This window comes from Prevotella veroralis DSM 19559 = JCM 6290, from assembly GCF_000377625.1.
Classification (GTDB): domain Bacteria; phylum Bacteroidota; class Bacteroidia; order Bacteroidales; family Bacteroidaceae; genus Prevotella; species Prevotella veroralis.
The window spans coordinates 63,837-82,149 of the sequence record NZ_KB898331.1 but is presented as its reverse complement, the minus strand read 5'-3'; the positions used below and the strand labels follow the sequence as shown (position 1 = coordinate 82,149).

Annotated in this window: 13 protein-coding genes; 3 read left to right on the top strand and 10 right to left on the bottom strand. The window is 42.6% G+C overall.

All coding sequences use genetic code 11. The features are described from left to right. Nucleotides 1-2 precede the first annotated feature (2 nt). Nucleotides 3-2,765: a DNA polymerase I gene (gene polA, locus D464_RS0107560; RefSeq protein WP_018910867.1), complete on the bottom strand. Its 2,763-nt coding sequence runs from the start codon at nucleotides 2,763-2,765 to the stop codon at nucleotides 3-5. A 94-nt stretch (nucleotides 2,766-2,859) separates the two neighbouring features. Here polA and D464_RS0107555 point away from each other — a divergent pair, with 94 nt between their 5' ends. Then, nucleotides 2,860-3,840 (top strand): polyprenyl synthetase family protein, encoded by a 981-nt coding sequence (locus tag D464_RS0107555; protein ID WP_018910866.1) that lies wholly within the window; start codon nucleotides 2,860-2,862, stop codon nucleotides 3,838-3,840. A 389-nt stretch (nucleotides 3,841-4,229) separates the two neighbouring features. Here the strand turns inward: D464_RS0107555 and deoC are convergent, their stop codons facing one another. From deoC to mnmG, 6 genes are all read right to left on the bottom strand, one after another. Beyond that, complete coding sequence (gene deoC / locus D464_RS0107550; RefSeq protein ID WP_018910865.1) at nucleotides 4,230-5,177, bottom strand: deoxyribose-phosphate aldolase; 948 nt, start codon at nucleotides 5,175-5,177, stop codon at nucleotides 4,230-4,232. Nucleotides 5,178-5,221: 44 nt separating this feature from the next. Further along, nucleotides 5,222-5,569: a nucleotide pyrophosphohydrolase gene (locus tag D464_RS0107545; RefSeq protein ID WP_018910864.1), complete on the bottom strand. Its 348-nt coding sequence runs from the start codon at nucleotides 5,567-5,569 to the stop codon at nucleotides 5,222-5,224. Beyond that, entirely contained in the window at nucleotides 5,569-6,021 is a 453-nt protein-coding gene (gene dtd / locus D464_RS0107540; RefSeq protein ID WP_018910863.1) for a D-aminoacyl-tRNA deacylase, read from the bottom strand. Before dtd ends, D464_RS0107545 begins: the two co-directional genes overlap by 1 nt. Nucleotides 6,022-6,055: 34 nt before the next feature. After that, complete coding sequence (gene uvrC, locus D464_RS0107535) at nucleotides 6,056-7,888, bottom strand: excinuclease ABC subunit UvrC (protein WP_024985856.1); 1,833 nt, start codon at nucleotides 7,886-7,888, stop codon at nucleotides 6,056-6,058. A gap of 244 nt (nucleotides 7,889-8,132) precedes the next feature. Further along, a complete protein-coding gene (locus tag D464_RS0107530) occupies nucleotides 8,133-8,663 on the bottom strand; it encodes an adenine phosphoribosyltransferase (protein ID WP_004383040.1) in 531 nt (176 codons plus the stop codon). 74 nt (nucleotides 8,664-8,737) lie between these two features. Further along, nucleotides 8,738-10,609 (bottom strand): tRNA uridine-5-carboxymethylaminomethyl(34) synthesis enzyme MnmG, encoded by a 1,872-nt coding sequence (gene mnmG, locus D464_RS0107525; RefSeq protein ID WP_018910862.1) that lies wholly within the window; start codon nucleotides 10,607-10,609, stop codon nucleotides 8,738-8,740. A 434-nt stretch (nucleotides 10,610-11,043) separates the two neighbouring features. Here mnmG and D464_RS0107520 point away from each other — a divergent pair, with 434 nt between their 5' ends. Further along, nucleotides 11,044-12,273 (top strand): MFS transporter, encoded by a 1,230-nt coding sequence (locus D464_RS0107520; protein WP_409371858.1) that lies wholly within the window; start codon nucleotides 11,044-11,046, stop codon nucleotides 12,271-12,273. Nucleotides 12,274-12,395: 122 nt separating this feature from the next. Here the strand turns inward: D464_RS0107520 and D464_RS13645 are convergent, their stop codons facing one another. Further along, the gene (locus D464_RS13645; RefSeq protein ID WP_154649590.1) at nucleotides 12,396-12,572 is read right to left on the bottom strand and encodes a hypothetical protein; all 177 of its coding nucleotides are present in this window, start codon (nucleotides 12,570-12,572) and stop codon (nucleotides 12,396-12,398) included. Nucleotides 12,573-12,759: 187 nt separating this feature from the next. Between D464_RS13645 and D464_RS0107515 the strand changes: the two genes are divergently transcribed. Continuing rightward, a complete protein-coding gene (locus D464_RS0107515) occupies nucleotides 12,760-15,330 on the top strand; it encodes a beta-N-acetylglucosaminidase domain-containing protein (RefSeq protein WP_018910861.1) in 2,571 nt (856 codons plus the stop codon). A 230-nt stretch (nucleotides 15,331-15,560) separates the two neighbouring features. On the opposite strand, the gene D464_RS0107510 is transcribed toward D464_RS0107515, so the two are convergent. Further along, nucleotides 15,561-16,634, bottom strand: coding sequence for an acyltransferase family protein (locus tag D464_RS0107510; protein WP_018910860.1), 1,074 nt, complete (start codon nucleotides 16,632-16,634; stop codon nucleotides 15,561-15,563). Between the two features lie 233 nt (nucleotides 16,635-16,867). Further along, a complete protein-coding gene (gene aspA / locus D464_RS0107505) occupies nucleotides 16,868-18,280 on the bottom strand; it encodes an aspartate ammonia-lyase (RefSeq protein WP_018910859.1) in 1,413 nt (470 codons plus the stop codon). Nucleotides 18,281-18,313 lie beyond the last annotated feature (33 nt).

Below are 18,313 nucleotides of genomic sequence, written 5' to 3'. Positions count from 1 at the left end.
CCTTAATGTGCTTCTAACCAGTTCTTTCCCCAACCAGCATCAGCTATTAGTGGGACATTGAGAGGATAGGCATTCTGCATCTCTTCAAGGACTATTTTCTCCACCTTCTCACGCTCATCTGGATAAACAGAGAAGTTGAGTTCGTCATGTACCTGTAGTATCATCTTTGAACGGATACCCTCTTCTTTGAATCGATTCCATATCCGCACCATCGCAACCTTTATAATGTCTGCCTCTGTCCCTTGTATTGGTGCGTTGATAGCATTGCGCTCATCGAAACCTCGGATGGTACCATTTCGACTGTTGATATTCGGTAGATAGCGGCGACGATGGAACAAGGTTTCTGCATAACCTTTGCTTCTTGCAAGCTCTTTCGCATGTTCCATGTAGGCTTGAACCTTAGGGAATGTGCGGAAGTAGTCCTGTATCAACGCCCTTGCCTCATTGTTGGGTATCTCCATCCTTTGGGCTAATCCAAAGGTAGTTATACCATATATAATACCAAAGTTAGCCTGCTTTGCCTTCTTTCTCTGTGCATCCGTCACGTCATCAAGAGCCTCATGCCAGATCTTGGCAGCCGTCGCCCTGTGTATGTCGTAACCCTCTCTAAAGGCCTCCATCATATTGTCATCCTCTGATAGATGAGCCATGATTCGCAGTTCAATTTGGCTATAGTCTGCTGAAAAGAACATACATCCTTCCTCTGGAATAAAGCACTTTCTAATCTCTTTTCCGTCGTCTGTTCGCACTGGAATATTCTGTAGGTTAGGGTCGCTAGAGGATAGTCTTCCCGTTGCAGTTAACGCCTGGTTGAAGGAGGTATGGATGTGTCCTGTACGAGAGTTAATCAGTTTTGGTAAGGCTTCTACATAGGTACTTAACAACTTCTTCATACCTCTGTAATTCAGAATGTTACGTACAATAGGATGTTTTGATTCGATACTCTGTAACACTTCCTCACTAGTGACATATTGCCCAGTCTTGGTCTTCTTGGGTTTATCCATAATCTGCATCTTACCGAAAAGGATGTCACCTACCTGCTTTGGACTCGATATGTTAAATTCTTCACCAGCCTCTTTAAAGATATCCACTTCATATTGTCTCATACGTTCCGTGAATATCTTTGATGTTTCTTTTAATGCTTCCGTATCAATGCGAACACCGGTAAGTTCCATGTCAGCCAGTACACGGACAAGGGGCATCTCAATGCTCCAGAATAACTCTTCAACATTGAGTTCTTTCAGCTTAGGAGCGAGTACATTCTTTAGACGTAAGGTGATGTCGGCATCCTCTGCGGCATATTCATAAATCTCAGAAGGACTTAAGTCGCGCATATTCTTTTGCTTCTTTCCTTTCGAGCCAAGCAAGTCTTCAATGTGTATGGTTCGATATCCAAGGAGCGTTTCAGCCATGTAGTCCATGTTGTGACGAAGTTCGGGTTGGATGAGATAGTGTGCTATCATCGTGTCGAACATCGCTCCTTTCAATTTCACTCCATAGTTACTTAGTACCTCATAATCGTACTTGATGTTCTGACCAACCTTTAGAATCGACTCGTTCTCATATACTGGTTTGAATATTGCAACACGTTTCAAGGCTTCTTCGCGATTCTCTGGAATAGGGATGTAAAAGGCTTCCTTTTCCTCAACAGAGAAACTCAAGCCCACCAACTCAGCACTAATTGCATCGGTAGAAGTGGTTTCTGTGTCTAAACTAAGCGTTTCTTTTGTTAAAAAAAACTCACATAAGCGATGCAAATCAGCCTCATTATCAATGAGTTGATAGTTGTGTTGGGTCGTTTTAAGGCTCTCAAAACTCTCGTTTTTTGCTTCGCTTGGGTTGTCGGGGGTAAATTCTGCAAATAAATCAAGCTGATTTTCGACAACTTTTGACTTCTCTTTATCTTTGTTAAGGAACTTGTTAATAAGTGTCTTAAACTCTAATTCTTCAAATATCGCACGTAGTTTCTCTTCATCCGGTTGCTGAACTTTCATTTCATCTAGTTCCAATTGTAATGGAACATCCGTACGGATTGTTGCAAGGAACTTAGAGATTTTGATATCTTCAACGGCAGCTTCGACCTTATTCCGTAGTTTCCCTTTTATCTCATTAGTATGAGCAAGCATATTATCAATGCTCCCGAATTGATTAATTAACTTCGCTGCAGTCTTCTCACCAACCCCTGGACAACCCGGAAAGTTATCTGCTGTGTCACCCATCAACGCCAGAATATCTATGACTTGGGCTGGGGTAGGGATTCCATACTTACTTTCTACCTCCTTTTCACCAAGTGTTTCGTAACCTCCGCCATGCTTTGGACGATACATGAAAACGTTTGGTCCGATCAGTTGACCATAGTCCTTGTCGGGAGTAAGCATAAATGTATCGATTCCATCGGTGCCGAATCGGGTTGCAACAGTACCTATGATATCATCTGCTTCGAAGCCATCTACCTGTAAGATAGGGATGTGCAATGCCTCTAATATCTGTTTGATTATAGGGACTGAGAGCTTAATGTCCTCTGGCGTTTCCTCCCTTTGCGCCTTATACTGGGGGTATGCATCGTGTCTGAAGGTCTTTCCATGATCGAAAGCAACCGCTATATGCGTTGGTTTCTCCTTCGTCAACACCTCATTCAGAGTGTTACAAAAGCCCATAATAGCCGATGTATTCAGTCCTTTGGAGTTAATGCGAGGACTGCGAATGAGTGCATAATAAGAGCGAAAGATCAGTGCGTATGCATCAAGAAGAAACAGTTTTTCCATAAAAGTAAATATGTATTTTTAGCTGTAAAAGTACTAAAAATATTCCATAATATGCGATTTATTGACTAAATTTGTATCAAATTTGAAGTCAATAATGGATACCCTTTCACTAATAAAGCAACCGATTGAGACGGAATTAGTCGATTTCATCGACCTTTTTAATCATGCTCTCAACCACGAGGATGGGCTGTTACAGGTGGTTCTGAACCATATTAAGCAGCGCGCGGGAAAGCGTATGCGCCCCATTCTAATTCTCTTGATAGCTAAAAACTTTGGTAAGGTTTCAAGCATAACACAGCATGCTGCAGTGGGATTGGAGCTTCTGCACACGGCATCACTTGTCCATGATGATGTCGTGGATGAGGCTGCTGAACGTCGAGGACAGGCTAGTGTGAATGCAGACTATGATAATAAGGTAGCCGTGTTAGTAGGTGATTATGTACTGTCAACGGCACTTTTGCACGTTAGTTATACCCATTCAGAGATGATAGTGCGCCGTTTAGCTGAATTGGGGCGCACCTTAAGTGATGGAGAAATACTCCAGTTAGCTAATATACAGAATAAAGAAGTAACAGAAGAGGTATACTATAAGATTATAGAACGTAAGACTGCGGCTCTTTTCGAGACCTGTGCTGCGATTGGAGCAGAGTCTGCTGGTGCTACAGAAGAGCAGGTTGAAGCTGCAAGACTATTTGGTAAAAACCTCGGAATAGTGTTTCAAATCCGCGATGATATCTTCGATTACTATGATTCGGAGGTTGAGATTGGTAAGCCAACAGGTAATGATTTTGCAGAAGGTAAGCTCACTTTGCCCATCATATATGCGTTGAATGCAACGCAAGATGAGGACATGATGAGATTAGTTCATAAGGTGAAAGCACATAATGTGACGCATGAAGAGGTCGAGACCTTAGTTCGGTTTGCAAAAGAAAATGGTGGAATAGAATATGCGGAACGTCGTATGTGGGACTTCCATGCCGAGGCACAGCGATTTATCGATCAATATGTTATGGATGACAACATACGTACATCTTTGCAAACCTACCTTGATTATGTCATCAAAAGAAAGAAATAATCATTTATTCTTGTAGGTTGATAGCAATATAAATAATACTTATTAAGCTTACAAATAAGCTGTTTTATTAGTTATAAAGACGCCCTTCTTCAATGGATATAACAATTAGTTATCTTGGAGAAGGGTGTTTGGCGTTTTGAAAAATAATTTATTTATAAAATTATAATAGATTAATAATACTAAATTAATAATCTATTTTTAAAATCGCAAAAAGCCTTTTTCTAGTTTTAGGGAATGTTTTCTCTGATAAAGGTAAGTGTTTCTTGCTGTTTAAAGAAGCGTTTTCTCTTATGGTATAGTTGTATGGATGGAATAGAGAAATGGGTTACAATGAAAAGTCCCCACGCCTTTTATGAAAGGGTGGGGACGTTATGTGTTATGCTGTCTGTCTAGAAGAACTTAGTCTCTGAACCGATGATCTCGCTAAGAAGAAGGTTGGTTAACCTACTTGTACCCATCCTAAACCAATAATTAGTAAGCCATTTTTCGCCTAGAACCTCTTTAACTATAGTGTAGTAGATAACGGCATCCATGACTGTATTAATGCCTCCTGCGGGCTTTAAACCAATCTGTATGCCCGTCTTCTTGTGGTACTCCTTGATGGCTTGACAGAGCACGTAAACGGACTCGGGAGTAGCACTAATCTTCTCTTTACCCGTACTTGTCTTTAGATAGTCAGCCCCGGCGTACATAGCGAGGACTGCTGCTGTCTTGATATCACGCGCATTGCGGAGGTCGCCAGTCTCTAGGATTACCTTCATAGGAACGTCCCCACAGGTCTGTTTCAGTTCTCCGATGGTGTCACAAACTCCCTCATAATCACCAGAAAGGAACTTACCTACAGGCATAACAATGTCTATCTGCGTTGCACCATCCTTTATAGCAAGTGCTGTCTCAATGGTTTTTACCTCAAGAAGAGCCTGTGATGAAGGGAAGTTACCCGTCACGTTGGTAATGTCGACACCATCCACTTCAAGGCTATCAGCGATTAATTTGGTGAAACAAGGGTATGCACAGACAGCTGCAACATGTGGAAGATCAGGGTATTCACTATCGAATTTGTTGACTTTCTCTACCATTGCGAGTACTTTCTCTTCGGTATCTGCAGTGCTGAGAGTGGTTAGTTCGACGCTACCAAGCAAGAATTTCTTTACTTCAAGATTATCATTCTCTGATACTTTCTCGGCTATAATCTTTGTCACAGCAGCCTTTACTTCCTCATCAGTGATGTTGAGGTTGTATTGCTCTAAAGCCTGATCGTACTCGCTCTTCTCAACGATTCCATTCGCTTTCTGCGCCTGGATATCCTTTGAAACGGTGTCTTTAATGATTCCCATATTGTTTGTTTTGTAATTAAGATATAGATGTTTTATTTATTAGTTTATGCTTTGTTTGATTGCTGATTATCAGTGAGTTTAGGGTTATTCTTGTGCCTGTCTTTATCACGTGACGTCTTCTTATCAAAGCTGCGTTGCAGTTCTTCGGTGAGATTAACGCCTGTCTGGTTTGCAAGACAGAGCAAAACCCACAGAACATCAGCCATTTCTTCACCGAGGTTGGGCTTTTCTCCTGCCTTAAAGCTCTGGTCTCCATAGCTTCGAGCTATGACTCTTGCCAGCTCGCCAACCTCTTCTGTGAGGCAAGCCATATTGGTTAGTTCGCTAAAATAGCGTACACCATACTCCTTAATCCACTTGTCTACGGCCTCTTGAGCCTCTTGTATTGTCATTATTCCTTGTTTTTAGTGTCCATGCAGATGGTTACCGGACCATCATTTAGTAGTCTCACTTTCATGTCGGCACCGAACTCTCCCGTGCCAACGGGCTTTCCTAATGCTTCGCTTAACGCCTTGCAGAAGTAGTTGTAAAGTGGGATTGATACTTCATGGCAGGCTGCGTGAATCCAACTGGGTCGGTTTCCTTTCTTGTAACTAGCCATTAGGGTGAATTGAGAAACAACGAGTATCTCACCGTTGATGTCCATAATGCTGCGGTTCATTATGCCTTGTTCGTCATCGAAGATACGAAGTCCTATAACCTTATTAACCAACCACTTAGCATCTTCTTCTGTGTCTTCTTCACCAATGCCAAGCAAGATGAGTAATCCAGCTTGAATGCTTGACTTTACTTGCTGTTCGATAGTTACGGACGCTTCAGATACCCTCTGTATTACAGTTCTCATACGGCAAATGTACAATAATTATTTGGTTATCTGCTTATTCAGCATGAAAATAATTGTAAACTAAGCTTGCTTTGCTTGCTCCTATTATACTCGTAAGTGTCTGGTTATCAGATTCTTTTATGTTCTTAACGCTCTTCAGTTTCTTTAATAACATGTCTTTCGTCTTCGGACCAATGCCTTTTATGTTGTCTAACTCGCTGTGTAGCTGATGTTTAGAGCGTTGATTGCGATGGAAAGAGATAGCATATCTATGCACTTCGTCCTGTATCTGTGTGAGAACTCGGAATAGTTCGCTCTTTACATCGAGTGCTACTACCTGTTGCGGAAAGCCGAAGAGGAGCTCATTGGTGCGGTGTTTGTCGTTCTTGGCAAGTCCGGCAATAGGGATATTGAGGTGCAGTTCATCCTCAATCACCTCTCTTACGACTTCCATCTGTCCCTTGCCACCATCTGTAATGATGAGGTCGGGGAGGGGAGAACCTTCTTCTTGCATGCGGATGTAACGCCTTCTGACGACTTCTTGCATGCTTGCGTAATCGTCAGGACCTACTACTGTCTTGATGTTGTACTTACGATAATCTTTCTTAGAAGGCTTCATTCCTTTATAAACAATGCACCCGGCAACAGCGTCGGAACCGGAGATATTGGAGTTATCAAAGCACTCTATTTGGTAAGGGAGCTTCGGTAACTTTAGCTTTTTTTGCAGTTCTCGCATCAAGCGGGTCTGTTTCTGCTCTGGATTTAACTTCTCCATCTGCTTCAATCGATCGAACTTGTATTGCTTAGCATTCATCTCTGATAGTTCGAGAAGATGCCATTTATCACCGCGCTTAGGTATGACGAACTCCGCATCTTTTATCTTAAAATCAAGTTCAAAAGGTACTATTATCTCCTTAGCGGTGCTTTTGAAGCGTTCGCGAATCTCTAAAATAGCCAAGTTCAAGAGCTCTTCATCGGTTTCATCGAGCTTTCTCTTATATTCATAAGTGAAACTTTGATTGATTGCGCCATTCTTAACATGAATGTAATTAACAAATGCGTTCTTTCGAGAATCATCATCTATGATGGTGAAAACATCCACATCTGTGATGGTATAACTAACGATCTCGTTCTTTGCCGCAAAGTTATCGAGGGCAAGATAACGCTGTTTACAGAGTTCAGCATCCTCAAACTTTAGTTCTTCTGCATATTTCTGCATCTTCTGTTTGAGCATTTGTTGTACGTTACGAGTATTTCCCTTTAATATTTCTTGTGCTTGTTTGATGGCTTCCTGATAGTCTTCATAACTTTGTTTGTTGATACATGGAGCTCCACAGTTATGTAGATGGTATTCGAGGCAAGGCTTATATTTACCCTGTTCTATGCCTTCTTTTGTGATAGGGTAGCGACAGGTGCGCGGCTTATAAAGCTTTTTTATGATCTCTAAGATGGCATACATGCTTCCAATATGGCTGTATGGACCATAGAATGTACCGGAATGCTTGTTGATAGTACGCGTCTTGAATATACGTGGGAAATACTCATTTGTGACGCAGATACTCGGATAGGTCTTACCGTCCTTAAGTAATACGTTATACTTAGGTTTGTACTGTTTGATAAGTTGGTTCTCGATTAGTAAGGCGTCTTCCTCTGTATTGACAACAGTGTAAGATATGTCATGAATCTTAGAAACAAGTACCTTTGTTTTGAATCGATCCACCTCTTTGTAGAAGTAAGATGATACACGACTCTTAAGGTTCTTAGCCTTTCCTACGTAGATAATTGTATGTTCGGAATCATAGTACTGATAGGTTCCGGGCTTCTCTGGTAAGCTCTGTACAATACTCTTCAGATGGGCTAATCGCTTCAAGTTATCTTCTTTATTCATTTTGTGTAACTGCTTTGTTTAAAGGTTGTTTAGCGCTTTTCGTTTCACGTGGAACGTTAATGTGCTTGCGAGAGTGTGGGTTCTGTTATGTGAGTTATTGTTTGTTTTATTTGTCACTAGCCTTGTCTCTACAGCTTCTGCTTATTCACTTGAATGTGAGAGTCGCCTTATAAGGAAAAAGGAGCAACCCTATTTGTTGGATAGCTCCTTTCTTCTCGTTTCTTATTGGCTCTTTCTTGTTGGATTAGAATTGGAGCAAAGAGGTGACTTCTATGTCCTTACCGAATTGATTCCGACTATCAGGAAATTCGCTATGAAGCTCGATGATGAAGTTGCAATATACTTTCTTCGGATGGAACTTCTTGACTAAGTCGCATGCAGCCTTCATTGTTCCACCTGTTGCGAGTAGGTCATCATGCAATAAGACTATGTCGTTCTCGTTGATAGCATCTTTATGGATTTCGATAGTATCAACACCATATTCCTTTGCATAACTCTCTTGAATCGTCTCGCAGGGGAGTTTACCTGGTTTACGACAAAGCACTACTCCTGCGCCAAGACGGGTCGCCACGGCTGAAGACATGACGAAGCCTCGACTCTCAATACCGACTATCTTGGTTACACCCTTGTCTTTGTAGAGGTCTACCATCTCGTCTGTAATTTCTTGAAGAGCCTCTGGTGACTTGAATAGGGTAGTCACGTCGCGAAAGTTGACACCCTTTATTGGCCAATCAGGGATGCACCTCAAATTGTCTAATAACAGTTTCTTGTTCATTTTCAGTTTGTTATATAGTTATGTTTTATGCGTTAGTTTCACGTGAAACGAGGTTCGGTTGTACATGAATTAGGCTATCTCCCCATGAGAACAAGTAGCACATTTATATCACTGGGACTTACTCCTGGGATACGACTTGCCTGTGCTAGCGTCTCTGGTTGTATATGTTCTAGTTTTTGTCTACATTCTGTTGATAGGTCATGTAGCTCACTGTATTTGAAGTGACCTTTAATCTTTATATCTTCTAAGCGGTGCATCTTCTCAGCAAAAACACGCTCTCTATCAATGTAGCCTTTGTACTTTAATTTGATTTCTGCAGCTTCGGCTATTTCCTCCTTGCGGTTAGGTGTGGTCTCTATAACCTCTTTTAGGCTTGGAATAACAGCCGAAAGGTTCTCGAAGTTGACCTGTGGTCGAGCAATAAGGTCAGTTATCTTTGTTGAACCTTTTATAGGAGATGTTCCTAATTGTACTAGGAAATCATTTACTTCTGTAGGTTTAACGGATGTTGTGTTACAGTAGTTAAGGATGCGATCAATATTCTCCTTCTTCTGAATCCACCAATCATAGCGATCACGTTTGGCAATACCTATATTATATGCACGCTCTGTCAATCGTGCATCTGCATCGTCTTGACGTAATAAAATACGATATTCTGCACGTGAGGTAAACATACGATAAGGTTCATCAACACCCTTTGTTGTTAGGTCATCAATAAGAACTCCGATGTAACTTTCGTCTCTCTTCATGATGAAAGGATCCTTCCCTGTGCAGAGTAGGGAAGCGTTAATACCAGCAACAATTCCTTGTCCGCCAGCTTCCTCATATCCCGTGGTTCCGTTGACTTGCCCTGCAAAGAACAAACCATCAATGATTTTTGATTCAAGTGAGTGTTTCAACTGTGTTGGATCAAAGTAGTCATACTCGATGGCATAGCCCGGACGATAGATCTTAGCGTCTCGTAAGGCTGGAATCTTGTGTATTGCTGATAGTTGAATGTCCCAAGGCATACTTGAAGAAAAGCCATTCAAGTACATTTCATTCGTATTCGTTCCCTCTGGTTCGAGGAAGAGTGGATGGCTATCTTTGTCTGGGAAGGTCACAAGTTTCGTCTCTATCGAAGGACAATAACGTGGACCAGTACTCTGAATCTGCCCATTGAAGAGGGGAGATTCTGCCAATCCGCTACGCAAGACATCGTGTACTTCTTCGTTCGTGTTGCATGTCCAGCATGGTAATTGTGGTAGATGTCGATATTGACCATGGTAAGAAAACTGGTGATAATCGCTTTCTCCAGGTTGTGGTTCCATCTCTTCAAAGTGTACGGAACGACGGTCTATGCGCACTGGAGTTCCGGTCTTCATACGTGCCGACCGAATACCATGGCGTGTAATACTCTCTGTAAAGTTGTGAACAGCGGGCTCTGCGCATCGTCCACCCTCCACCTTTCGCTTGCCGATGTGCATGAGTCCATTGAGGAAAGTACCAGCGGTGATAATAACTGTGCGTGCATATAAGTCTATTCCCCATATTGTCTTGATACCCAGAACTTTATTGTTATCAACAAGTAGTTCGTCTGCTTGATCTTGAAAGATATCAAGGTTGTCTGTATGGTCAAGTCTCGTGCGCCATTCCCAGATAAACTTACCACGATCGCATTGTGCTCTTGGACTCCATACAGCTGGTCCTTTTGATCGGTTCAGCATACGGAATTGAATCGCTGTAGCGTCGGTCACCAGTCCCATATAGCCTCCGAGAGCGTCTATCTCTCTGACTATCTGTCCCTTGGCAATACCTCCAACTGCTGGATTACAGCTCATCTGACCAATCTTATTCATATCCATTGTTATCAAACAAGTCATTGCACCCATGTTGGCAGCTGCTGTAGCAGCCTCACAACCTGCGTGTCCACCGCCGATAACAAGTACGTCATACTTGAATTTCATCGTCTTTTTACAAAAGTATAGGGGCGCAATACCCCTAATTTATATCGTCACAAAATTAAGAAATAAATTCGAATTATATCTATATTATGGATAGAAAAGTTCCTTTCTAATTCCCCTCTCTTTTAATTCATCAGCCACGCTATACCTAAACCAATGTTACTGTATTGTGGTTAAAGTATGCCTTATCTGCGAAAAACAATGTCGTTTCGCTATCTGTCTTACGGCTAATAGCAATTCTTTCCATTCCTTTTTATTGCCGTGTTAACGTCCCACACATATCGTGCTGACACCCCACACAAGTGTTGCTAATGCTCCACACCTTAATAAGAAGAGTGTGATATAGAAGAAAGTAATTAAACGTGTAAAAAGAAGCCAATGCTTTATTGTTATGGAGACATACGTTCTTTGTTTATGAAGATAATATGTAACTTTGCATGTTCGGAGATAATAACAAACAAATGGAACTAAGTAATAAGACAGAAGAAAGCAACGAAGAACGCACAGCCTTAGGTATTCTGCTCACGATAAGTTTTTGTCATCTCTTAGACGACACAATGCACTCAATGCTTCCTGCTATCTATCCGATGTTGAAAAGTGAGTTTGGATTATCCTTCTTTCAGGTGGGTATCATAACGTTAGTACTACAGTTAACCTCTTCCATCATCCAACCCTTCGTCGGACTCTATGCTGACAAGCATCATGGTTGGTGGCAGTTACCTGTGAGTATGGTGTTCACGCTCATCGGAATCTTTATGCTTTCGTATGCCGATAGTTTCCTTGTCATCTTAGTCTCTGTATCGTTGTTTGGCTTAGGCTCTTCTATCTTCCATCCGCAAGGGTCGCAAGTAGCGCAGCAAGCCTCTGGTGGTCGTAATGGTTTAGCACAAAGTATTTTCCAAGTAGGAGGCAATGGCGGCTTTGCTGCAGGACCATTGTTTGCAGCCCTGATAGTGATACCAGTCGGTCTGAGTGGTGTGCGCTGGTTTGCTTTTATAGCCCTTCTTTTAGCCGTTATACTAATTTTTATAGGGAAGTGGCACGTCAAACAACTGAAAGTCGTACGTAAACGGAGTAGGGTACGATGGACTACTGCAAAGAGTTATACGCGTCATCAGATCTATGGATTTGTCTTTATCCTCTTCGTATTGATGTTCTCTAAGAACTTTTATACAGAGAGTATGGTCAGCTATTTCACCTTCTTTCTGATCGAGAAGTTCGAAGTTTCTATCCAAACCTCCCAACTCTGCCTGTTTGTTTTCTTAGCGGCAGAGGTTGTCGGAACGCTTCTTGGAGGCTGGATAGGCGACCGCTACGGGCGTAAATACGTGATATGGTTCTCTATCTTTGGTGCAGCACCATTCACAATCATGCTCCCTTATGTGGGTAGTCTTGCTGGAACGATTATCTTGTCGGCTATCATTGGTCTCATCATAGCGTCAGCTTTCTCAGCAATACTGGTCTATGCGACTGACCTTATGCCCAATCATATCGGTACGATAGCCGGTATCTTCTATGGACTCTCGTTCGGCCTTGGTGGTATTGGAAGTACTTTTTTTGGTTGGTTAGCCGATCAGACGAGTATTCTCTTTGTCTTTAAAGTAAGTACCTTACTCCCGTTATTAGGTATTATAGCCGTCTATTTGCCAAAGATGAAGCGTGAGTAAGCCAGTAGCCATCAAGAGATCTCACTCCATTTCTACGTTTCCTGTCATTTCTGTCATCCTTTTGTTGCTTATAAAAAGCTGTCTGTAAGTCGTTTATGCAAAATGTTAAAAGTGACAGCAACTTACTTTAAAAATAAATTAGGGATATTAGGTGCAGTAGAGATGAAGGTATAATCAATTTCAAATAGTTCTGTTGTGGAACTAAAATATATGATAATATCAGCCAATATAGCAATCGAATAAACAAGTATCAGTGCCAAGATGACAACATCAAAGCCCCTATTGTAACTAATACTCATGCCCTTCTATTCCCCTCGAATAGCGTGTAATCTAATGTGATGAGTGTTATTTACGATGATACAAGCCCTTTTATTCCAATTAATTCCTTATCTTTGTAGCATAAATCAAAATATTACGCAATAACATTCATACATGCTTGTCCGTGTTGATAGAGGGCAGGCAGGAATCTAAACATTAAAAACCTACATGATTAAAAAGAAACTTTTAGTTACGTTTGCAGTAGGGCTATGTGCCTTAACTGCGACTCATGCGCAGGATAATGAGTTCGATTTAGGTAGTCAGCGTTCGGAGATTCAGTTGGTAAATCCCGTTCCCGGCAATCGAATTGACCATCACGGACTCGTTATTAACCCAACTCCTCGTTCGTTGAAGATGATGAATGGTGAGACAATCGACGTCAGTAATGGTGTTCAACTCATCAATCCTGTTACGAACAAGAAGGTCAAGAGCATTGATTATCAGCCCGACCTCAACTTCATTCCATTGGTTAAGAAAGGGCTACCTCTGCGTATCGAGTTAGTGAAAAATACTGCCCAATTCACAAAGGATATGGCTGGCGTAGCTGCAACTAATGGTGCTTACGTGTTGAAGATAACTAAGAATGGAATCAACATACAGGCTGAGAACGACTTAGGAGTGTTCTATGCCATCCAGACCTTGCGCCAGATGATGGAGAGCCCAGCCGTTGAGATGGGTAAAAAACTACCTTGTTTGGAGATTACCGACAGTCCCGTTTTCCCTTATCGTGGCGTTGTTGAGGGTTTCTATGGTACACCATGGTCACACGCCGTGCGCCTTTCTTTGATTGACTTCTACGGTAAGTACAAGATGAATACCTATATCTATGGTCCAAAGGACGACCCTTATCACAGCTCACCTAACTGGCGTTTGCCTTATCCCGAACGTGAACAAAAGAACATCAAAGAGCTTGTTGACGCTTGTAAACGGAACCGTGTAGACTTCGTTTGGGCAATTCATCCAGGCAAGGATATCAAGTGGAACGAGGAAGATTATCAGAATCTTGTGCATAAGTTCGACCTTATGTATGCGGATGGTGTGCGTTCGTTCGCTATCTTCTTCGATGATATTGAGGGCGAAGGAACCAATCCTAACAAGCAAGTTGAGCTTTTAAACCGCTTGACTAAGGAGTTTGTAAAGGCGAAGGGCGACGTCTCTCCATTGATAATCTGCCCTACAGACTACTCCAAACTATGGGCAAAACCAGGGGAGGATGGCCCGTTGAGCATTTATGGAAAGACCCTTGATCCATCCGTGAGAGTGTTCTGGACAGGCGATGTAGTGTGCAGTGACGTTACAAAGAGCACCCTTGACTGGGTAAACAGTCGTATCAAACGACCCGCATTCTTCTGGTGGAACTATGCAGTTACCGACTATGTGCGTAACTTAATACTGCAAGGTCCGGTATACGGATTGGACACCTCGCTCACAGCTAATGACATGTGCGGCCTCGTCAGCAACCCAATGGAACACGGCGAAGCCTCTAAGTTGTCCCTATATAGCGTTGCCGACTACACGTGGAATCCGTCTGCTTATAATGCAATAGATAGTTGGGAACGTGGACTAGAGGTGATGATGCCACGCGCAAAGGCAGCTTATCGCACCTTCGCCATCCATTCTGCCGATACAGAAACAGGCTATCGTCGTGACGAATCATGGGAGACTGAACCCTTCCGATTGGCTGATTACTCCAAAGAAAAGCGTGATAAGCTCTATCAAGAGTTCCAACGTGTGGCAGAGACACCAGCTACTATTGAAGCAGGATGCACCGATTCGCTATTGCTCAAAGAGTTGAAACCATGGCTTGTAGAGTTTGGTAAGCTCGGAGAAAGGGGCAAGAAGGCTATCGAACTCATGGATCTCTATCGTTCAGGTGACGCTGGAAAGTTCTGGAAAGCGTATGTGAATAGTGGTATGACTGCGGCAGATAAGCAGGCATACGAGGCTCATAAGTCGGGAACAATGAAGTTACAACCCTTCTACGAGCACGCTATGTCCGACTTAGGCGATGCTTTTTACGAGCAGCAATCAGGTCAGAAGGCATTTACCTTGCGTGGGATTGGCTCTTACAAAAGCCTTGGTACTACCCAAAGTAAATTGATGTTAGATGGTGACAGCACCACTTTCTACACGTCAGGAGAGAGCCAGAAGGCAGGAGACTGGATGGGTGTCGCCCTCCCTGAACCTATATCTTTGCGTGAGATACACGTACTTCAAGGTAGAAACTCTAAGGATGATTGCGACTTCTACGACCATGTTGCGTTGGAGTATTCCGTTGATGGCAAGACATGGAAGCCGCTTTTGACCGACTTGCACAACCAGTATGACATCCTGTGGAAGTCAGATAGTCCTATTGAAGCACGCTTTATTCGTTTGCGTCGACTCGACTCTGACCGTAAGAACTGGGCTTCTATTCGTTCGTTCGTAGTCACTCCTGTGGGTGCTGCTGATACTGCAACTGATGCGCTCCAGTTGGCGTTCGACCATCGTCCAGAGACTTCTTTCCATAGCACAGGCAGCCTTTCTTTCGAGGTTCCGAGTGGTATCACGGCTTACACCTTCCTACTTTCATTGCCAACGAACGAGCCAGTTTGCTTGCGACAATACGATAAGCGCGGTCGCTTGAAGGCGGAGATAAAGACCAACGAGCCGTTCTTCACCGCTAAAGTTGATAAGAAGGTTACTCGCATGGAATTAGTCGGTAAGGTTGATGTCTACGAGATTATACCTAAGAAATAAGTTCATTCTTTATACGTTTTATCATCTTTCAGCGGTAAAACTAAAGCCAAAAACAGGGATATACAAGCGTGTATCCCTGTTTTGTTGATAATATTCTCCTTTGCTTAAAGCCTATCGTTCTCTATGAGTTCAGCACATTCCAAATTATTACAAAAGGCTTGTAATGGTTCTCCAAGTGCTTTGTAATGGTTCTCCAAAGCACTTGTAATAATCTGGAATGATGTTTTCTGTTATTTTAAAAACGTTCTTTGTCCAAAGAAAAGATGGGAGAGTCCGATCTTATCCATCACCCATGTGATGGCAAAAGAGCCCGTTATGGCAAAGAGAACGCTTATGAGAAGGAACAACATGCCCGTTGGTTCTATCTTAATCAGTAGGTTTTGATAGTACTTGGCAAGCATGGTGAAGATGGGAGAAAATAGCAATAAGGGGAAGGTGTTGCGCCCAACAAAGAGCATGATACGGCGTAATTGTGTTGGAATTTGTAGGCGATAGAGCCACAATAACGTACTGATTACGAGGTAGACGATGCACACACCGCCGTATGAAGCACGATTATAATTGTTGACATCGAGGCTAATTATGATTAAGAGAATGATGATCCACCATTGAGCTGGGAAACTTTTGCGGAAGTCTCCAACCCCTTGTCGGATGATGACACCGCCAAGGAAGTAGGCTGCATTAGCCACTGAAAGGAGTTGACAACCATGGGATAGGAGCCAAAGAAACAAGGTTAGGAGGATAGTTCGACCTATCCAGAGTTGTTGAGGCTGGTTAAGTGTGTTGATGAAGCTTGCTATTTTACCCTTTTTAGAGCCTTCTCTCGGCTTTAAATCCACATTGGTTGTATCTGTACCACTTGTCTTGATAACTCGTTCTGACGGCGTTTTAAATGCCAAATAATAGGACAGTCCACATAGAATTAACGTGTGTAAGTACCAATAAGGACCTATTGGATGTAGGAAAATATGGTCTAAGAGGATGGCAGGCGTTAGATGATTGATGTGTTCCCGAATGGGTAAGAGTGCCGCCATTAACGTGTAACTTGATTCCATGATGGCGTAAGGAATGAATATCCAAAGAAGCGTTTTGCCCAAAGCCGACCATGATTTGCGCACGTTAAAGAGGTAACCAGAGACTAAGAGAAAGCCCGGCATGTGAAAAGTATATACATATTGCTTAGCAACGGGATAGGTGTTACCGATGTAAACAAGGTGAAATGCAATCATTAAAGTTATGAAAACGCATTTGAGGAAGTCGAGTTCTTCCACCCTGGGCTTGGCTTTGTGTAATTGAATTATCATTTGCGCAAAGTTATGAAAAAGGTTGAGAATGACAAAGAAGAGTGTCGGTTTTCCTGTAAGAGTGGGTTTTCTTGTGGCTTTATACGATACGAAGAGAAGGGCAGTTGTTGCTTTGTTTGAGGCTAGATAAAAGGAAAGTGGATGTGTCTAAACCCTTGTTTTGACGCATCCACCTAATTTGTTTGTATGTGTTCAATAGACTTTATCGCTTAGAGAAACGCATGAAATTTACATTACTTGATATGCTCTTCCGAGTGAAGCATGTGCTCAGGAGAGAGAATCGCATCCAACTTCTCCTTAGAAAGAATATTGTGTTTGAGGACGAGATCATAAACAGAACCACCTGTTTCGAGGGCTTCCTTGGCAATCTTTGTGCTGTTCTTGTAACCGATGTAAGGGTTCAGAGCGGTTACAATACCGATAGAATGCTTCACCATCTCTAGGCATCTTTCCTTGTTCACTGTTATGCCATCGATACACTTCTCACGTAGTGTGTCCATCGCATTAGGCAACCATGTGAGGTCTTCAATGAGGCATTCTGTGATGATAGGTTCCATTACATTCAACTGGAGCTGACCTGCTTCTGCTGCAATCATGATGGTTGTGTCGTTGCCAATCACCTTGAAGCAAGTCTGGTTAGTGACCTCTGGAATGACTGGATTCACCTTTCCTGGCATGATACTTGAGCCTGGAGCCATAGGTGGGAGATTGATCTCGTTCAATCCACAACGTGGACCAGAAGCAAGCAAGCGGAGGTCGTTGCAGATCTTAGATAACTTAACAGCTAGACGCTTCAAAGCGCTTGAGTAACTCACATAAGCACCAGTGTCTGGGGTTGCTTCTACCAAGTCTGAGCCAGCAACAAACTGATACCCGGTTAGCTCTGAGAGCTTTTCTGCGCAGATCTTAGGGAATCCTGGGGCAGCGTTCAAGCCTGTTCCAATGGCAGTACCACCCATGTTGATCTCATGTAAAAGGGCTGCATTGCGGTTGAGATTAGCGACTTCCTCCTCTAGAGTGTTTGCGAAGGCGTTGAACTCCTGACCGCTAGTCATAGGCACAGCGTCCTGTAGTTGGGTGCGACCCATCTTGATGATGTTCTTAAACTCATTGCCTTTTTTGCGGAAGGCATTGATCAAATGGTTTAGAGACTCAATCAGTTTGCTATTGAGAAGGATGAGAGTTAGACGTATGGTAGTAGGGTAGACGTCATTAGTTGATTGACCACAATTAGCATGATCATTCGGTGCGCAGTATTGGAACTCGCCCTTCTTATGACCCATAACTTCGCATGCGCGGTTCGCAATCACTTCATTGGCATTCATGTTAACAGACGTTCCTGCACCACCTTGTACCATATCGGTAACGAAGTTCTCATGCATCTTTCCACCAATAATCTCTCGACATGCTTGAGCCATCGCATCAGCTACTTCGTTGCTAATCTCACCTAATTGTCGGTTCGTCTCAACGGCTGCTAGCTTCACATAAGCTATTGCTGTGACATAGTCGGGATAGTCACACATGCGCTTACGTGATATGTGATAGTTATTGATGGCACGCTGTGTTTGTACACCATAATACGCCTCTTCTGGTATTTGAAGTTCACCTAGAAGGTCACTCTCAATACGAAATTTCTTTTCTTCCATTGCTTAATTAATATTTTGTTTAGTATTATTTAG